The organism is Rubrivivax sp. A210, from assembly GCF_904426505.1.
Lineage (GTDB): Bacteria > Pseudomonadota > Gammaproteobacteria > Burkholderiales > Burkholderiaceae_C > Rubrivivax.
Map to the genome: position 1 here is coordinate 85,759 of NZ_CAJGBN010000023.1, position 17,712 is coordinate 103,470.

The 17,712-nt window shown below is 69.6% G+C and carries 16 protein-coding genes; 8 read left to right on the forward strand and 8 right to left on the reverse strand.

Annotated features, from left to right (window positions below):
- Window positions 1-34: 34 nt before the first annotated feature.
- On the reverse strand, window positions 35-2,110 hold the full coding sequence (locus JMV16_RS14080; RefSeq protein WP_201494921.1) for a sensor histidine kinase: 2,076 nt from the start codon (window positions 2,108-2,110) through the stop codon (window positions 35-37).
- Between the two features lie 152 nt (window positions 2,111-2,262).
- Between JMV16_RS14080 and JMV16_RS14085 the strand changes: the two genes are divergently transcribed.
- The 4 genes from JMV16_RS14085 (at window position 2,263) to JMV16_RS24435 (ending at window position 5,889) form a co-directional block, all read left to right on the forward strand.
- A complete protein-coding gene (locus JMV16_RS14085; protein ID WP_255511421.1) occupies window positions 2,263-4,611 on the forward strand; it encodes an NADP-dependent malic enzyme in 2,349 nt (782 codons plus the stop codon).
- A gap of 233 nt (window positions 4,612-4,844) precedes the next feature.
- Window positions 4,845-5,264, forward strand: coding sequence for a ribonuclease domain-containing protein (locus tag JMV16_RS14090; protein ID WP_411565032.1), 420 nt, complete (start codon window positions 4,845-4,847; stop codon window positions 5,262-5,264).
- A 53-nt stretch (window positions 5,265-5,317) separates the two neighbouring features.
- Window positions 5,318-5,713, forward strand: a complete 396-nt coding sequence (locus tag JMV16_RS14095; RefSeq protein ID WP_201494922.1) for a barstar family protein — start codon at window positions 5,318-5,320, stop codon at window positions 5,711-5,713.
- 41 nt (window positions 5,714-5,754) lie between these two features.
- Window positions 5,755-5,889 (forward strand): hypothetical protein, encoded by a 135-nt coding sequence (locus tag JMV16_RS24435; protein WP_255511422.1) that lies wholly within the window; start codon window positions 5,755-5,757, stop codon window positions 5,887-5,889.
- Between the two features lie 72 nt (window positions 5,890-5,961).
- Here the strand turns inward: JMV16_RS24435 and rsmA are convergent, their stop codons facing one another.
- The 3 genes from rsmA to JMV16_RS14110 are packed head-to-tail and all read right to left on the reverse strand — an operon-like array spanning window position 5,962 to window position 10,410.
- Window positions 5,962-6,711, reverse strand: a complete 750-nt coding sequence (gene rsmA / locus JMV16_RS14100; RefSeq protein WP_201494923.1) for a 16S rRNA (adenine(1518)-N(6)/adenine(1519)-N(6))-dimethyltransferase RsmA — start codon at window positions 6,709-6,711, stop codon at window positions 5,962-5,964.
- 7 nt (window positions 6,712-6,718) lie between these two features.
- The gene (locus JMV16_RS14105) at window positions 6,719-8,020 is read right to left on the reverse strand and encodes a peptidylprolyl isomerase (protein ID WP_236580517.1); all 1,302 of its coding nucleotides are present in this window, start codon (window positions 8,018-8,020) and stop codon (window positions 6,719-6,721) included.
- A gap of 29 nt (window positions 8,021-8,049) precedes the next feature.
- Window positions 8,050-10,410, reverse strand: a complete 2,361-nt coding sequence (locus JMV16_RS14110) for an LPS-assembly protein LptD (RefSeq protein ID WP_201494925.1) — start codon at window positions 10,408-10,410, stop codon at window positions 8,050-8,052.
- Window positions 10,411-10,476: 66 nt separating this feature from the next.
- Here JMV16_RS14110 and JMV16_RS14115 point away from each other — a divergent pair, with 66 nt between their 5' ends.
- On the forward strand, window positions 10,477-11,355 hold the full coding sequence (locus tag JMV16_RS14115) for an aminoglycoside phosphotransferase family protein (RefSeq protein WP_201494926.1): 879 nt from the start codon (window positions 10,477-10,479) through the stop codon (window positions 11,353-11,355).
- A 3-nt stretch (window positions 11,356-11,358) separates the two neighbouring features.
- Entirely contained in the window at window positions 11,359-12,015 is a 657-nt protein-coding gene (locus tag JMV16_RS14120; protein WP_201494927.1) for a DedA family protein, read from the forward strand.
- Here the strand turns inward: JMV16_RS14120 and JMV16_RS14125 are convergent.
- Together JMV16_RS14125 and JMV16_RS14130 are read right to left on the reverse strand one after the other, a co-directional pair.
- Window positions 11,975-13,435 (reverse strand): M20 family metallopeptidase, encoded by a 1,461-nt coding sequence (locus tag JMV16_RS14125; RefSeq protein WP_201494928.1) that lies wholly within the window; start codon window positions 13,433-13,435, stop codon window positions 11,975-11,977. The genes JMV16_RS14120 and JMV16_RS14125 overlap by 41 nt on opposite strands.
- A 53-nt stretch (window positions 13,436-13,488) precedes the next feature.
- Window positions 13,489-13,872, reverse strand: coding sequence for a VOC family protein (locus tag JMV16_RS14130; protein WP_201494929.1), 384 nt, complete (start codon window positions 13,870-13,872; stop codon window positions 13,489-13,491).
- A gap of 112 nt (window positions 13,873-13,984) precedes the next feature.
- Here JMV16_RS14130 and JMV16_RS14135 point away from each other — a divergent pair, with 112 nt between their 5' ends.
- The gene (locus tag JMV16_RS14135) at window positions 13,985-14,389 is read left to right on the forward strand and encodes a hypothetical protein (protein WP_201494930.1); all 405 of its coding nucleotides are present in this window, start codon (window positions 13,985-13,987) and stop codon (window positions 14,387-14,389) included.
- Between the two features lie 56 nt (window positions 14,390-14,445).
- Window positions 14,446-15,990, forward strand: a complete 1,545-nt coding sequence (locus JMV16_RS24535) for a methyl-accepting chemotaxis protein (protein WP_310737104.1) — start codon at window positions 14,446-14,448, stop codon at window positions 15,988-15,990.
- 79 nt (window positions 15,991-16,069) lie between these two features.
- Here the strand turns inward: JMV16_RS24535 and JMV16_RS14145 are convergent, their stop codons facing one another.
- Window positions 16,070-16,675: an imm11 family protein gene (locus JMV16_RS14145; protein ID WP_201494931.1), complete on the reverse strand. Its 606-nt coding sequence runs from the start codon at window positions 16,673-16,675 to the stop codon at window positions 16,070-16,072.
- Between the two features lie 28 nt (window positions 16,676-16,703).
- A complete protein-coding gene (locus tag JMV16_RS14150) occupies window positions 16,704-17,660 on the reverse strand; it encodes an AHH domain-containing protein (protein WP_201494932.1) in 957 nt (318 codons plus the stop codon).
- Between the last annotated feature and the right edge of the window lie 52 nt (window positions 17,661-17,712).

Here is a 17,712-nt window from a genome sequence, read left to right on the forward strand (position 1 = left end):
CGGATGAACGGCCGCTAGTATGAAGGCGGCGCGATCAGCCCTGGCTGGGGGCGGGTGTCGGCGCCTCGACGGGTTCGGTTTCGCGCGCCGCCGGCAGCGTGAAGCGGAACTCGGTGCCGCGCGCCAGCGGCACGGGGCCGAAGTCGAGCGCGCCGCCGTGCTGCTCGATCACCGTGCGGCACAGGCTCAGACCCAGGCCCATGCCCTCGGCCCGCGTCGTGAAGAAGGGGTTGAAGAGCTTGGCCGCGACCTCGGGCGCGATGCCCGGGCCGGCATCGATGACGCTGCAGGTGACCCAGCGACCATGCGTCTGGCGCACCCGCAACACCAGCACGCGGGCGGCCGGCTCGGTGGCCGTCTCCATCGCCTGGATGCCGTTGCGCGACAGGTTGAGCAGCACCTGCTCGACCATGGTGCGGTCACAGCGCACGCGCGGCATGCGCGCCGGCGGCTGCGGCAGGTCAACCTCGACCCGCGTGCCGCTCTTGCGCGCCTGCAGCCGCACCAGCGGCAGCACGGCCTCGATCAGCAGGTCCACGCCCAGCGTCTCGTGGTGCTGCTCGCGCCGGCGCACGAAGTCGTGCACGCTCTTGATGACGCGGCCGGCACGCTCGGCCTGCTCGGCGATGCGCTCCAGCGCCTGGCGCAGCAGCGCCCGGTCTTCGACCTCCTGCGCCCCCGGCGTCGGCTCGTCGAGCATGTTGAGCGAGCCGGCCGCATAGCTGGCAATGGCCGCCAGCGGCTGGTTCAGCTCGTGGCTCAAGAGCGAGGCCATCTCGCCCACCGTGGCCAGGCGGGCCGTGGCCTGCAGGCGGTCCTGCTGCTGGCGCGACAACTCCTCCACGCGGCGCTGCGCGCTGAGGTCGAGCACGGCGCTCATCCAGCCCGTCTGCCGGCCCTCGCCGTCGACCAGCGGCGCCTCGTAGATCATGACCGGGAAGCGCTCGCCGTTCTTGCGCATGAAGACGGTCTCGAAGCCCTCGCGCGATTCCTGCGCCGGCCGGCTGCCGCCCAGGCGCAGGCGCTGGCGTTCGAGGTAGGTCTGGGCAAACTCCGGCGGCCAGTAGGGCGGCAGCCGACCGGGCGGCACGCGCAACTCGTCCTGGGCATAGCCCACCATCGCGCAGAAGGCCGGGTTGGCATAGGTGATGCGTCCTTCGAGATCGCGTGCGCGCAGCCCGGTCGAGAGCGAATCCTCCATCGCCTTGCGGAAGGCCAGGGCCTCGGCCAGCGCGCGCTCGGCAAAGGCACGCCGGCGCACGTCGCGCGCCAGCAGCAGCACCACGCCCGACAGCGCCAGCGACAGGCCGATGACCAGCGCAACCGCCAGGTTGGGAATCAGCCCCGGCCGCCCGGCGGCGCTGTCGGCGCGCAGCCGCAGCGTGCTGCCAGGAAGGTTGATGACGTGCTCGGCGACATAGACACCGGCACCGCGCGGCACGCCGGCGCGCACCAGGCGGGCGCCATCGCCCTCGATGAGCGAGATCTCGTAGCGCCGCGCCGAGGCCGGCGCCAGGGCGCTTTCGAGCAGGCGCTGCAGCGACATCGTGCCAACCAGGAAGCCCAACTCACGCCCCGCCGCCAGCACCGGCAGGCAGAGATCGATCACCTCGACGCCGGCGCCGTCGGGCAGGGGCACGAAGTAGCTGTGCGAGAACATCGGCGAGGCGGCGCGGCGCGACAGGTCGCAGGCCAACTCGGCCTCCAGCCCCAGGGCCTGGCGCGGCATCAGCGCCGCCAGTGTCGGCGCATAGGGCGTGTCCTCGGCCTCGGCCACGGCAAACTTCTCGTCGCGCCATTCCACGCGCTCCAGGCCGTGGCGGCTGGCGAGCAGGGGTTGGGCGGCGGCGCGCCAGCTCAGCCGCGGCTGCGGCGCGATGGCCAGGGTCTGCAGCGTCTGCATCTGGCGCAGCAGTTCGCGACGCAGCTCGGCCGCCGCCTCCAGCGCCACCGCATCGGCATCGTCCTGGGCGCGTGCCGACTCGTAGCTGATGGTCAGCGCCAGCAGCAGGGCCTGGGCCACCGCCAGCAGCGCCAGCAGCGCGCCCCACAGCAGGGCCCGGCGCAGGCGGCCGGGCCGCGCCAGGGCAGAGGGTTCGGTGTGGGTCATGCGGGCGCTTCGAGGGCCCGGCAAGTATTGGCCGCGCCCGGCGCGCCGCCGCTACGCAGTTTCGCGCATGGGCGCCGCAGCGGCCCGGGAGCACACTGCCCACCTACAATCCGCGCCCCGCCCTGGCTGGCGCGCCCACGGAGACCTCGACCATGTCCACCCCCCCTGTACCGGCGCAGAACAAGATCGATGAATTGCGCCGCGCCGCGCTCGAGTACCACGAGTTCCCGACGCCGGGCAAGCTGCAGGTCACGGCCACCAAGCAGATGATCAACCAGCGCGACCTGGCGCTGGCCTACTCGCCCGGCGTGGCGGCGGCCTGCGAGGAAATCGTGGCCGACCCGGCCAACGCCTTCCGCTACACCGCACGCGGCAACCTCGTGGGCGTGGTCACCAACGGCACCGCGGTGCTGGGCCTGGGCGACATCGGCCCGCTGGCGGCCAAGCCGGTGATGGAAGGCAAGGCGGTGCTGTTCAAGAAATTCGCCGGCATCGACGTCTTCGACATCGAGCTCAACGAGCGAAACCTGGACAAGCTGTGCGACGTGATCGCCGCGATGGAACCCACCTTCGGCGGCATCAACCTCGAGGACATCAAGGCACCGGACTGCTTCTACGTCGAACGCAAGCTGCGTGAGCGCATGAAGATCCCGGTCTTCCACGACGACCAGCACGGCACGGCCATCGTCGTCGGCGCCGCGGTGCTCAACGCGCTCAAGGTGGTGGGCAAGGACATCGCAAAGGTCAAGCTGGTGGCCAGCGGCGCCGGTGCCGCCGCGCTGGCCTGCCTGGGCCTGCTGGTCAAGCTGGGCCTCAGGCGCGAGAACATCTGGGTGACCGACCTGGCCGGCGTGGTCTACCAGGGCCGCACCGAGCTGATGGACGAGGACAAGGCCTTCTTCGCCCAGCCGACGCCCTTGCGCAAGTTGGCCGAGGTGCTGCCGGGCGCCGACATCTTCCTGGGCCTGTCGGCCGCCGGCGTGCTCAAGCCCGAGATGCTGGCCGAGATGGCGCCCCAGCCGCTGGTGTTTGCGCTGGCCAACCCCACGCCCGAGATCGCGCCCGAACTGGCCAAGGCCGCGCGGCCGGACTGCATCATGGCCACCGGGCGCACCGACTACCCGAACCAGGTCAACAACGTCCTGTGCTTCCCCTACATCTTCCGCGGCGCGCTCGACTGCGGCGCAACCACGGTGACCGATGCGATGGAGATCGCCGCGGTACACGCCATCGCCGAACTGGCGCAGGCCGAGCAGAGCGACGTGGTGGCCGCCGCCTATGCCGGCGTGACGCTGTCCTTCGGGCCCGAATACCTGATCCCCAAGCCCTTCGACCACCGGCTGATGATGATGATCGCGCCGGCCGTGGCGCGCGCCGCGGCCGAATCCGGCGTGGCCCAGCGGCCCATCAAGGACCTGGAGGCCTACCGCGAGAAGCTCAAGGACTTCGTCTACGCCTCGGGCACGACGATGAAGCCCATCTTCACGCAAGCCAAGCGCGCGCTCAACAAGCGCGTGGCCTATGCCGAGGGCGAGGAAGAGCGCGTGCTGCGCGCGGCCCAGGTGGTGGTGGACGAAGGCCTGGCACGGCCCACGCTGATCGGCCGGCCCGAGGTGATCGCCCAGCGCGTCGAGAAATTCGGCCTGCGCCTGAAGCAGGACCTGGACTACGACGTGGTCAACGTCGAGAACGACCACCGCTACCGCGATTTCTGGACCACCTACCACGGCATGACCGAGCGCAAGGGCGTGTCGGTGCAGATGGCCAAGATCGAGATGCGCCGCCGCCTCACGCTGATTGGCGCCATGATGCTGCACAAGGGCGAGGTCGACGGCCTGCTGTGCGGCACCTGGGGCACGACCGCCAGCCACCTGCAATACATCGACCAGGTGATCGGCAAGCGCCAGGGCGGCAGCCCGCGCACGGCGCAGGACGTGCAGGTCTACGCCTGCATGAACGCCCTCATGCTGCCGGGCCGCCAGGTCTTCCTGGTGGACACGCACGTCAACGCCGACCCCAGCGCCGAAGAGCTGTGCGAGATCACGGTGATGGCCGCCGAAGAAATGATGCGCTTCGGCCTGCATCCGCGCGCCGCGCTGCTGTCGCATTCCAACTTCGGCACCAGCGAACACCCCAGCGCCGTGAAGATGCGCCGCACCCTGGCCCTGCTGCGCGAGCAGGCGCCCTGGCTCGAGGTCGACGGCGAGATGCACGGCGACGTCGCGCTCGACGCCGCCGAGCGGCGCAAGGTGCTGCCCGGCAGCACGCTCACCGGCGAGGCCAACCTGCTGGTGCTGCCCAACATCGACGCCGCCAACATCTCGTACAACCTGCTCAAGACCGCGGCCGGTGGCGGCATCGCCATCGGCCCGGTGCTGCTGGGCGCCGACAAGCCGGTCCACATCCTCACGCCCTCGGCCACGGTGCGCCGCATCGTCAACATGACCGCCCTCACCGTCGCGGATGCTGAGGCGGGACGCAGATCAGGACCTGCGTCCTGACCTGCGCCAGCCGAAGGGTCCGGCATGTCTTGCATGCCGGACGCGGTCCGCAGGACGAAGCCGGACGACGATCTGACCGCACCGAGGCCGCTGCGGCCTGCTTGCTTGCATGCGCCTGAAGCCCATGTAAGCGCCCACTAATCAACCTCGCACTCTGCCCCATTTTTGGGCAGAGGCTTGAGTTATTAGGGGGGTTCCAGTACCATCGCGGTTTGATCTTTCAGGGTACTCCCGTGTTCTGGACCGGTCTGGTCCCGTCGGGCAGCGAGCTGCGGCGGGCATTGTTCAAGTTGGGGCTGGCCACGGCGTTGGCCTCCGGCTTGGCGACCGTTCCTGCCCTGGCCAAGCCGCCGGCAGCAGTTGAACAGGCCGTCGCCCTGGCACGCCTGCCGGCCGAGGCGCAGACCATGCACCAATTGATACTCGGCGGCGGGCCTTTCCCCTACGCCAAGGACGGCAGCGTCTTCGGCAATTTCGAACGTCGGCTGCCGCCGCGGCCTCGCGGGCAGTACCGCGAATACACCGTCACCACGCCCGGGGCTCGCAACCGGGGTGCCCGGCGAATCGTCTGCGGCGGGCTTCCTCCGACCCGCCCGGAAACCTGCTTTTACACCGACGACCACTACGCGAGCTTCCGCCGCATTGAACCATGATCGTCGCCCCGGATCACTCACTATCCCATCGCTACGCAAGGAGGATCGCGACCATGGAGTTGCAGACCATCCGCCCCAATCTCGTGCAGGCCATCAGGGCCTATCGGGTCGATGACCTGATGCAGTCGGCCGAGGCTGCGGGGCAGCATTTTCTCTACGCCAATCTTTCCGCGGCGCAGACCAAGCAGGACGCGCTCGACGGCATCGCCCAGTCCTTCCTGTTCCCGGCGCACTTCGGCAAGAACCTCGACGCACTCTTCGATTGCATGACCGACCTCGTCAACAAGGCCGGCCAGCAGCCGGGCTTCGTGGTCGTGCTCGAACAACTGCCCGACAACCCGCGCTTTGATCGCGAGGCCCGTGAGCAGTTGCTCGAGGTCTTCCGCGACGCCGCCGAGTTCTGGGGCGAACGACGAATACCATTCAGGTGTTTCTATTCTTTTCAGTAGCCCGCTCCCAGGAAATCGGGTCATGGGAGCGGGCTACCGAGGTGGCCCAGACGACTGCAGCGGCGAAGCCGGCGGTCAAGGTCGTGCCGAAGAACGGCACCAACCCCAACTTCGGCATGAACATGCCGATGATGAGCAGCGCCTTCGATACCGCGGCCTGGCTCAACGCCGCGTAAAGCTGGCGGCAGTTCACGCAAAAGGCCCGCGCTAGCGCGGGCCTTTTTGCTGCCTGGCGCCGATCCGTTGCTTCAGCGCAGGCGCGCCAAGGCCAGGTACTCGCTCACCGGCACTTCCTCGGCCCGCCGCTGCAGGTCGAAGTCGGTGGTGAGGCCCTGGTCTGCGATCCAGCGCCCCAGCGTGTGGCGCAGGATCTTGCGCCGCTGCGAGAAGGCGGCGGTAACCAGCGCCGACAGCCGGGCTGCGTCCACCGTGGCGTCAAGCGGCAGCGGCTCCATGCGCACCACGGCCGAATCGACGCGCGGCGGCGGCTCGAAGGCCTCAGGCGGCACGTCGAGCACGTCCTCGATGCGGTAGCGCCACTGCAGCATCACCGACAACCGCCCGTAGTCCTTGCTGCCCGGCGCCGCGGCCATGCGCTCGACCACCTCCTTCTGCAGCATGAAGTGCTGGTCCTGCACCGTGTGGCAGGCCTGCAGCAGGTGGAAGAGGATGGGCGTGGAGATGTTGTAGGGCAGGTTGCCCACCACGCGCAGCGGCCGGCCGGCGGCCAGCGCCACGAAATCAACCTTCAGCACATCGGCCTCGATCACCGTCAGACCCGGCTGGCGGCGCAGCCGCGCCGCAAGATCGCGGTCGAGCTCGATCACGGTGAGCTCGCCGCAGCGCTCGCGCAGCGGGCCGGTGAGCGCGCCGAGGCCGGGGCCTATCTCCACCAGCGCCTGGCCCGGCTGCGGGGCTATGGCGCGCACGATGCCGTCGATCACCGCCTCGTCGGCCAGGAAGTGCTGGCCGAAGCGCTTGCGCGCGATGTGCTTCACGCCGCCTTCATTGCGGCGGCTCGCGCAACTCGACGTAGGCGCGCGAACGCAGCTCCTTGGCCCAGTCGGCATAGGCCTGGTCGAACTTCTGCTCGCGCAGCACATTGCGCGCCTGTTCGCGCAATTGCTTGGGTTCGAGCGCGGCCTCGCGGCGTTCGAGCACCTGGATCAGGTGGACGCCGAAGCGCGAGACCAGCGGCGCCGAGAGGCCGCCGATGGCCAGCTCGTTCATCGCCGCCTCGAACTCCGGCACCATCATGCCGGGCGACGCCCAGCCCAGATCACCGCCGCCGGCGGCCGAGCCGTCTTCGCTGTACTGGCGCGCGATGTCCTCGAATGTCTTGCTGCCGTCCTCGATCTGACGCTTGTACTCGGCAAGCCGGCGCGCGGCCAGCTCGGGCGTGAGCTGGGGCGAGACGCGCAGCAGCACATGGCGGGCGCGCGTCTGCGTGATGCGGCCCACGCCGCCATCCTTGCGCGCCAGCACCTTGAGGATGTGGAAGCCGGCGCCGGTGCGCAGCAGCCTGGGCGTCACGGCACCGACCTCGAGGCCGCGCGTGGACTCGACGAAGGCATCGGGCAGGCGCGAGGCCGGACGCGCGCCGATTTCGCCGCCGCGGGCGCGGTTGGCGTCTTCCGAGACCTCCTTGGCCACGGCATCGAAGGCCTCGCCGCCCAGCACGCGGGCGAGTACGGCCTCGGCGACGGCGCGACGCGCCGCCTCGGCGGCGGCGTCGGCGCCCTCGGGCACGGACACGAGAATCTGCGCCAGATTCGTCTCGGCCTGGGCCTGCGCCACCTGGCGCTGGCTTTCCAGCAGCTTCTCGATCTCTTCGTCGCCAATGCGGATGCGCTGGTAGACCTCGCGCTCGCGCAGCCGCTCGATCAGGATCTGGTCGCGCAGGTTGGCGCGGAAGCGCAAGTAGTCCATGCCCTCGTCGCGCAAGCGCTGGCGCAGCACCTCGAGCGAGACCTGGTTCTGCTGCGCGATGTTCTGCACCGCGCGGTCGAGTTCGACGTCGTCGACCTTCATGCCGCTGTCGCGTGCAGAGCTGATCATCGCGCGCTCGTCGATCAACGAATCGAGCGCCTGGCGGCGCAAGTCGCTCTCGGGCGGCAGCCGTGCGCCGCTGCGCCCGGCCTCAGCCTGGGCGCGCTCGAGGCGGCGCTGCACCTCGCCCGCGGTGACCAGTTCCTGGTTGACGACCGCGGCGATGTAGTCGCCATTGCGCACGTCTCGCTCCGGCGCTGCGGCCGCGGGCCCGGCGGCGGCCGCAATCATCACCGCAAGGGCAAGGGCAAGGTCCACCGGACGGGGCCGGCGGCGGGAATATGGGGTCATGGCGAGGGCGACACGGTGGGGTCGCCAGGCGATCCTGGCGACGAAGCTTCGGCGCCGCGCTCTTCGCGCAGCAGCCGGTAGCCGGGGATATTGTCCTTCAAGACCTTGAGCGGGTTGGACCCGATGCGCGACAGCCCGACCAGCTCCAGCTGCAGCAGCAGCCGCGTCGTCGCCTCGCTGCGCCCGGTGGACAACTGCTCGGCGACGATGCGCCCTATCCAGCAGCCGGCATCGTATTCGGCGCCGATCACCGCATCGGTCATGCGGCTGTCCTTGAGGCTGTAGTTGATGCGGCCGACCGAGTACCAGTTGCCGCCGCAGCTGCCGGACTTGCCGCCGCCACGGAAGACCGGCCATTGCCAGCCCAGCTCGAGCTGCTCGGAGAGATCGCGCGCCAGCCGGTAGGTGGTGCTGACGGTGCGAAAGGGGCCGGGCGAATAGCGCGCGCCGACGATGGTGCGCACCGAGCGCTGGCTGTCGGGGCTGTATTGCAGCGCTGCGTCCAGCGTCCACGAGGGCAGCACGCTGGTCGAGCCTACCAGCAGCGCGTCCGACAGGCGCTGCTTGAGCGGTTCGCCGTCGGGCGTGCCGTCGGCCTGAGCGGCGACGCGCTGGGTGCGCAGCAGGTAGCGCTGCACCAGGCCCAGGCGCAAGGCCTCGGCGCCGCTCACCGCGTCGACCAGGCGGGTGGTGAAGCCGGCGGTGAGCTGCTGGGCATCGGCGACGCGGTCGATGCCCGAGAAGGCGTTGTCGGAATAGAGCGAGACGAAGTTGAAGTCCTTGGCCGCCGAGTCGTAGTTGGGCAGCTGACTCTGGGCACGGTAGGGCGTGTCGACGTACAGCAGGCGCGGCTCCAGCGTCTGGTGCAGCGCGCGGCCGAAAAGCTCGGTGCGGCGCTCCAGCTCGAAGCCTGCGTCGAGGCTGAAGGTTGGAATGACGCGGCCGGCACGCTGGCTGGCGCTGCCCGGCGCCAGGCCCTGGTAGTGGGCGGCGTTGACCGACAGCCGCGGCACCAGCCACCAGCCCGGCTCGCGCAGCGGCCGGCTCAGCTGGGCGAGCACATGCCAGCGCTCGCCCGCCGGGCGCGCCGTGCTCAATTCCTGGCCCTGGGGCAAGGTGAAGCGGTTGTATTCGGTTTCGGCGCTGTACTGCCAGCCGCCGGCCTCGCCGCCCAGGCGCAGGCCCAGCTGAGGGCTGCGCTCGTAGGGCGAGGCCACAAAGCTGTCGGCAGCCTGCGCCAGCTGCCAGCGCAGGCTGCGCGCATAGGCCAGGGCCTGGCTGGCCGCCAGCTCGAAGGGCCATTCAACGCCCAGGCGCGCCGGCAGCAGACGCGGCGTGAAGCTGCGGCTGGCGCTGGGGAAATCCTTCCACCACTGGGCGTCCGACACGCGCGCCACATCGGCGCTGTAGCGCAGGCCGTCCCAGGCGCTGCCCTCGTGCTGCCAGCGCAGTGCGTGGCGGGCGCTGCCGGTGAGGCGGTCACGAAACAGCCAGTCCAGCGCCAGCGAGCCTTCCAGCGCGGGCTCCAGGTAGCGCAGCTCGGTCTCAAGCCCGAGGCCGCGCCGGGCCATCACGCGCGGCGCCAGCGTCATGTCGCGGTTGGGCGCGATGTCCCAGTAATAGGGCACCGAAAGCATCACGCCGCTGCGGTTGTCGATGTTGATCGACGGCGGCAGCCAACCCGAGCGGCGCGAGTCGTCGAGCGGAAAGCTGAAGGTCGGCAGCGCCAGGATGGGCGCGCCCAGGAAGCGCAGCACGGCGCCCTCGGCGACGCCCTCGTTGGCGTCGAAATCCAGCGTCACGCTCTTGGCGCGCAGCACCCAGTCGGGCTCGTCGGGGCCATCGCGGCGACAGCTCGTGTACTGCGCGTCGGTGGCGCGTGCGCGGCCGCTTTCCAGGAAGTCGATGCGCGCCGCGCTGCCACCGGCCCCCAGGCGCTGGAACTCGAACTCGGGCTGGAGGAAGAAGCCCTCGAAGCGCTGCACGCGCAGCTCAAGCGCGGGGCCGGAATAGACGGCGCCGTCGCGGCGGGCGCGCACATCGCCGCTGGCGCGCGCCAGGTCGCGCGCCATGTCGTAGGACAGGCGGTCGGCGCGGATGTCCAGCGTGCCGCGGCGGAACTCGACATCGCCTTCGGCGACGGTCTCCAGATCGGGCTGGCTGGCGATGCTCTGCGCGCGCAGCACGATGGGCAGCTGCCGCGCCGCGTCGCCGCGCGGCAGGGATTGCAGGCCGGTGCTGGGCTGCAGCGGCATGGACTTGGGCGCGGACTTGGGCGAGGGTGGGGCGACCTGGCCGCTGGCCCAGCCACCGGCCGCCAGCAGGCCGGCGGCCAGGGCCAGCGAGGGGATGCGCATGCGGTAGACGGACCCTTGTTGTCACGGGGCGGGCAGCGGCCAGCCCCTTTGTAGAATGGATTATCCATGAGGGTTGCAGCCGCCAGCGTCACCTGGGCCGATGCCGCGCGCCAGGCCGCTTTCGAGCGCTGGCTGGCGGACGTCGGGCTGCGGCATGGCGCCGACACCGAACTGGCCTTCGTGCCGGCAGACACCCCGGCCGGCCCCCGCTATCTGCAAGCGCTGCAACAGGCCCAGCAACAAGCCGATGCCCCTGAGGTCGAGCGCCTGATGCGCGCAGCCCTGGCTGGGCTGGTGCGGCTTCAGCAGACCGTGTCGGCGGACTTGCTGCCACCCTGCGACGAGGCGCGGCTGCAGCGCGAACTGGCGCTCTTCCCCACCTGGTGCGTGGAATGCGAACACGGCAAGACCTGGAGCGCGGCCGAGCAGGCCATCTGGCAGCGCGTGAGCACTCGCCTCATCGACAGCGCCCTGGCCCAGCCGGTGGTGGCCATGCACGGCGACTTTGCGCCGCGCCAGCTGCACGTCACCACGCCAGGCCCCACCGTCCTGGGCTTCGATCGGGCTGCGGCCGGCCCCATCGCCTACGACCTGGTCTCGCTGCTGCGCGACGGCAGCCTGGCCTGGCCCGAGGAGCAGGAGTTGGACTGGGCCGTGCGCTGGTGGCAGCAGGCACGCCGCGCCGGGCTGCCGGTGGACGCCGACTTCGGCGAGTTCTGGCGCGGCTTCGAATGGGCCGGGCTGCTGCGCCACCTTGGGCTGATAGGCGCGCTGTGCCGCCGCAAACACGGTGGCGAGGCCGCAGGCGGGGTCGATGCGGCCGAGCTGCAAGGCCTCTTCAACCACGCCAGCCGAGTGGCACTGCGCTATGCGCCACTCAAGCCGCTGCTGCGCCTGATCGAGCCGATGTCGGGCGCGCGGGTCGACGCCGGCTTCACCTTCTAGACGATGGACATCCTGCCCTTCCTGCTCGATTTCGTGCTGCACGTCGACCGCCACCTGTCGGACTTCGTGCAGGCCTATGGCGGCTGGGTCTATGCACTGCTGTTCGCCATCATCTTCATCGAGACCGGCGTCGTCGTGATGCCCTTCCTGCCCGGCGATTCGCTGCTCTTCGTGGTGGGCGCGCTGTGCGGGCTGGGCCTGATGAGCCTGCCGCTGGCGATGCTGCTGCTCACCGCGGCGGCCATCCTGGGCAACCAGACCAACTACGCCATAGGCCGGCGCATCGGCCCGCGCGTCTTCGCCTGGCCCAAGTCGCGCTGGTTCAACCGCGAGGCCTTCGACCGCATGCACGCCTTCTACGAGCAGTACGGCGGCATCACCATCGTGCTGGCGCGCTTCATGCCCTTCCTGCGCACCTTCGCGCCCTTCGTCGCCGGCGTGGCGCAGATGACGCGCCGCAAGTTCACGTTCTATGACGTCAGCGGCGGCACGCTGTGGGTGTGCAGCCTGACGCTGGCCGGTTACCTGTTCGGCAACATCCCCTGGGTGAAGGCGAACCTGTCGACCATCATCTGGCTGATGATCGCCGTGCCGGGGCTGGTGGTCATCGTGGGCGCGCTCAGGGGCAGGCCGCGATCACCTGTGCCACCGCAGCCGTGAGCCGCTTGCCATAGGGCACATGCAGGAACTCATTGGGGCCATGGGCATTGCTCTTGGGGCCCAGCACGCCGCAGACCATCATCTGCGCCTTCGGAAATCCCTTGGCCAGCATGCTCATCAGCGGGATCGTGCCGCCCTGGCCGATGAAGCCCACGGGGGCGCCGAAGTGGGCGTTGGACGCGGCGTCGAGCGCGCCGTGCAGCCAGGGCGCAAGTTCCGGCGCGTCCCAGCCGCTGGCACCCAGGGCACCGGCGCGGCCGTCGGGGTGGAAGGTGACGCGGGCGTTGTAGGGCGCGTTGTCTTCCAGCAGGGTCTTCAGGCGCAGGCTGGCCTCGTTGCCATCCACCAGCGGCGGCAGGCGCAGGCTGAGCTTGAAGGCGGTGTAGGGCCGCAGCACATTGCCGGCGTTTGAAAGCTCAGGGAAACCGTCGACGCCGGTGACGCTGAGCGTAGGCCGCCAGGTGCGGTTGAGAAGGGCCTGCACCGGGTCGGTGGTGGTGGGCAGGGCCGGGCCGCCGTCGGCGCCGCAGGCCCAGGGAAAGCGCTTCCAGACCTCGTCGCCGAGGATGGCCGCCGTGGCCTGCGCCTGCACGATGCGCGCAGCCGGAATGGCGCAGTGGAAGCTTTCGGGCAGCAGCTCGCCGCTCTTGCTGTCTTCCAGCCGGTCGAGCACCAGGCGCAGGATGCGGAAGCTGCTCGGCACCAGGCCGCTGGCATCGCCCGAATGCACGCCCTCGGTGAGGATCTCGACCTTGAGCACGCCGCTGACCATGCCGCGCAGGCTGGTCGTCAGCCACAGCTGGTCGTAGTTGCCGGCGCCGCTGTCCAGGCAGACCACCAGGCCGACCTGGCCCAGGCGCGGGCGCAGCACGTCGATGTAGGCCGGCAGGTCGGGGCTGCCGCTTTCCTCGCTGGTCTCGATCAGGCCCACGCAGCGCGGCCGCGCGATGCCCTGGCGATCCAGCGCCTCGATGGCGGTGATGGCGGCGTAGACCGCATAGCCGTCGTCGGCGCCGCCGCGGCCGTAGAGCAGGCCGCCCTCGTACTTGGGCGTCCAGGGGCCGAGGTCGGCGCGCCAGCCGTTGAACTCGGGCTGCTTGTCGAGGTGGCCGTAGAGCAGCACGGTGTCGCCGCTGCCGGCCCGGGTGGCCGGGATGTCGAAGAAGATCAGCGGCGTGCGGCCGGGCAGGCGCAGCACTTCCAGCTTCAGGCCGGCGACGCGCCGGCCCTCGACCCAGGCCGCGGCGTCGCGCACGACGCGGTCGATGAGGCCCAGCTCGGCCCAGGCGGCGTCGAACATCGGGCTCTTGGCCGGCACCGCGATGTAATCGGTGAGGGCCGGCACGATGCGTTCGTCCCAGGCCTCGTCGGCATAGGCGGCCAGCGCGGCGGCTTCGGCGGTGCGGGTGGGTGCGTTCATCGGGGCTTTCCTCGGACAGGGGTGGCGCAATGGGCCGCGGTGGCCGGCATCGATCAGCCGGCGGCGGCGGCGCCCATGCAGAAGAAATTGAGCTTGTTGCCGTCGAGATCGCGGAAATAGCCGCCGTAGAAGCTGTCGCCGCGCGGACCGGCCGCGCCCTCGTCGTTGGCGCCCAGTTCCAGCGCCTTCTTGTGCAGCGCGTCGACCTGGGCCCGCGTCTGCACGACCAGGGCCACCATGGTGCCGTTGCCGCGCGTGGCCGGCTGGCCGTCGAAAGGCGTCATCACGGCCAGGCTGGGCTGTTCCATCGTCACGCCCCAGGCGATGCCGCGGTCGAACTCCCACAGGCGCTTGGCGCCGATGCCGCCAAGCAAGGCGTCGTAGAAGGCCGCGGCGCGCGGCAGGTCATTGGTGCCCAAGGTCACGTAACCGATCATGGCTGTCTCCTGCAAGCCGCCCCGCTGGCGGCGCGCCGCAGTGTAGTTCGCGCGTTGGGCTCAAGTTTCGCGCCGGCCGCACCGATAAAGGGCACAAAGGAGCAAGACCGCTATGAAGAAGCTTTTGGCAGTTGCATTCGTGGCCCTGGCCGGCCTGTGCGCCAGCGCCCAGGCGCAGGACTTTGCCGACCTGCGCACCAAGCTCAGCGCCGCCCGTGAATCGCTGGTGACGATGCTGGTCAACAAGGACAAGCGCGGCGCCGACCACCAGAAGGTGGTCAAGGACACGGCCGACGCGGTGAGCGCGGCCCTCACCAAGCTCAAGCCCGCCGCCGGCAAGGAGGCGCAGTTCAAGGAGCTGGTCGAGACCTGGAACGCCTTCAAGAAGACGCGCGAGACCGAGCTGGTGCCCGCCATCCTGGCCGGCAAGGACGAGGAGGCGCGCAAGATCGCAGGCGGCGTGCAAAAGGAACGCATCACCAAGTGCCAGCAGCTGGTGGGTGAGCTGGGCGGCTGAGCCACGACCCCTCGCGCCGGCCCGCCCGGCGGCGCGGCAACCGCAGGAGTTCAAGCATGTCGCTGCTCGACCTGAAGATCGGGCCCCGCGTCGCCGCCGCCTTCGGCGCGGTGCTGCTGACCATCACTGCCCTGGTGGTGGTGGTGGTGGTGAGCCTGTCGCGCAGCGCCGACGCCGCCGCCCGCATGGGCCTCGGCGTGCAGTTGCAGGGCCAGTCATCGGCGCTGCACCTGATGGCCAAGGACAACGCCATCGCCAGCATGGTGCTGCTGCTGGCGCCCGGAAGCGAGCAGCAGGCGCGGCTGCGCAAGGAGATGGCCGAGCGCGACCAGCGCATCGACACCGGCCTGGCAGCCATGGAACAGGCGATGACCGGCTCGGACGAGGGCAAGACCCTGATCGCCGACATCCGCAAGCGCCAGGCGATCTACCGCGCCGGCGTCAAGCACATCGTCGACCTCGTCCAGGCCGGCAAGCAGGCCGAAGCCGCCTTTGCCGCCGACGAGGAGATGATTCCCATGCTGGCACCCTTCCTGGGCGCGCTGGCCAAGCTCGACGCGCACCAGATCGAGAGCGTGCGCGCGGCCGAGGCTGCCAACACCGCCCTCATCGCCACCACGCGCTGGCTGGCGCTGGGCGCCGGGCTGGCGGCGGCGCTGCTGGCGCTGGCCGCGGGCGGCTGGCTCATCACTTCGCTCAAGCGGCCTCTGGCCCAGGCGCTGGACTTCGCCCGCGGCGTCGCCGCCGGCGACCTGACCACGCATGCCGATTCGCGCGGCCACGACGAAGTGGCCGACCTGCTGCGCGAGCTGAACCGCATGTGTACCAGCCTCGAGAAGCTGGTGACCGATGTGCGCCTGGCCGCCGACAACATCGCCACCGGCGCACAACAGATTGCCAGCGGCAACGCCGACCTGTCGCAGCGCACCGAGATACAGGCATCGACGCTGGAGGAAACCGCGGCCTCGATGGACCAGCTCGGCGCCGCGGTGACGCAAAACGCCGACCATGCCCGCGAGGCCAACACACTGGCCCGCGGCGCCAGCGAGGTGGCGGCGCGCGGCGGCGCCGTGGTGGCGCGCGTGATCGAGACCATGAAGGGCATCGACGCCAGCTCAAAGCGCATCGTCGACATCATCGGCGTCATCGACGGCATTGCCTTCCAGACCAATATCCTGGCGCTCAACGCCGCCGTCGAGGCGGCCCGCGCCGGCGCCGAGGGCCGCGGCTTCGCCGTCGTCGCCGCCGAAGTGCGCGCGCTGGCCCAGCGCAGCGCGGAGGCGGCGCGCGAGATCAAGGCGCTGATCGGCGCCAGCGTGGCCCAGGTCGAGACCGGCTCGGGCCTGGTCGACGAGGCCGGCACCACCATGCAGGAGGTGGTGCAGGCCATCCAGCGCGTCTCGGCCCTGATGGGCGAGATCGACCACGCCACGCGCGAGCAGAGCCAGGGCGTGCAGCAGGTCAACCAGGCCGTCGGCCAGATGGACCAGGCCACACAGCAGAACGCGGCCCTGGTGGAGCAATCAGCCGCCGCGGCAGACAGCCTGAGCCAGCAGGCACAGCAGCTCGTACACGCGGTGGCGGTGTTCAAGCTGCGGTGAGCGGGGCAGGGCGGCCGTGGCGCGGCCAGGCTCTGGTGCGGCGCAGCGGGAGCCATCCGAGCGCGGCAGACTCCCTGCGTCAGGCGTCGTAAGGCTCGAAATCCTCGTCGTCGCCTTCGCCACCGTCAGGCGGCGTTGCGAAAAGCGGCGAGAAAGCGGCCCCGCTGTGGTGGGGATGAGCAAGCACGACCTCGCGCACGCGTTCGCTCGCCACCCAGTAGCTCAGGTTCTCCGCAAGCCGGAACATGTGTACCCCCCGCGCCCTGGATTCGTCGATGACCAGTTCGTCGAAGAACTCGCCAGCGTCGAATTCATCCGACAGCCGTTCCCCGCGCGAGCGCTGGCGGTCAACGGCTTCGACGCGGCCGACCACATTGACGACCACGCGATCAATCCAGACCTCGCCGGTCAGGGGATTGGTGATCCGTGCCGGATAGGCCACCAGATTGTCGATGCCCGCGGCCAGCAAGGCCTGGTACAGATCAGTGCGCATCACCGGAATCGGTGCGTAGTAGAAGTCGAGCAGGCGACCCGGTTGGCGCAGCGTCAGCTCGAACGGCGCCGGCACCGGGATGGCCCAAGGCACACCGCCCACCCAATTGGTCAGTGCCGCCGGCACCTCGGGCGCCGGCCCCGGTATGGCATCGCCCTCGGCAAGGTTTGACCAGAGTTGGTAGTACCTCATGTTCCAGGCTCCTGATTCCGCCGTGTGGCTACTTGAGCCTGAAGCCCTGCGCAAGGCGTGACGTCAACCACTTTTCGTCGAAGGCGCGTGACTTGCGGGCTGTCAGCCTGTGGGTCTTGATGAGTCGCGCCAGACGGCTCAGTATCTTCGGAATGTAGGTGGCCACCTGGAGATGGTTTCCGCCTTTTCCGCCACAGTCGCCGTCCTGGCATCGGTGGGCCGCATCGTCGATTTTCTTGACGATGAAGCGCATTTCCTCCGCAACGCTGATCGAGTAGTTTGGGTGCGCATCGTGAAACTGAACCTTGAATTTCTTCATGGCCATCTTTGCGAACGCCAGCCGGTCGGCTTCAGCCAGCGACGACCAGTTGGCTATCGCGTAGTTCGAGGGCAACCAGACGCCATTGGCCGCTTCGTTGATGTCGTAGTTCACTTTGCCCTTGCGGCCGGCGCATGTCGTCGTCACCAGCTTCTCCCGCTTTTCCAGCCCGGTCCTCGACGGCGCCGCACGGGATGTCACCGTCACCCGCGCCGCGCCGACGCGATGCGTGTGTACCTTCTTGAATCTGGCAGCCTTGGCATGGTGGCGTAGCTTGCGGTAGCGACAGCTGTAGACCTCGACGGTAGCCGCCATGTACTGGTGAAGTTCGGGCACCTCCCTGAAGGACGCATTGCCCGGAATGATGTGATGCGCGTTCAGGCTGTACTCGCCCACGACCTCGGCGGCGCTCGCGTCGGCAGAAATCTCGTAGCTTTCCTCAACCGTGGCGGTGGCAAGCCTGAATCGGTGCCCAACGCCGAATCCGTTGGCGCTGATGCGGAAGTTCAGTTCCTTGTACTGATCCTCGATATGGTCACCCAGCTCGGAAGAATCATTCTCGATCTCGAGTTTCTCGTCAGCCGTCGAATCTGCCGCACAAAATGGGCACTTGCCGTCAAGGCTTTTCACGCCGGAAGTGAACGCCAGTTCGCCCAACTGAGTCATCGCGTGCTCCCTCGACCAGGAGGCCGCATTCTGAGCCTGAGCGGCCCACCGC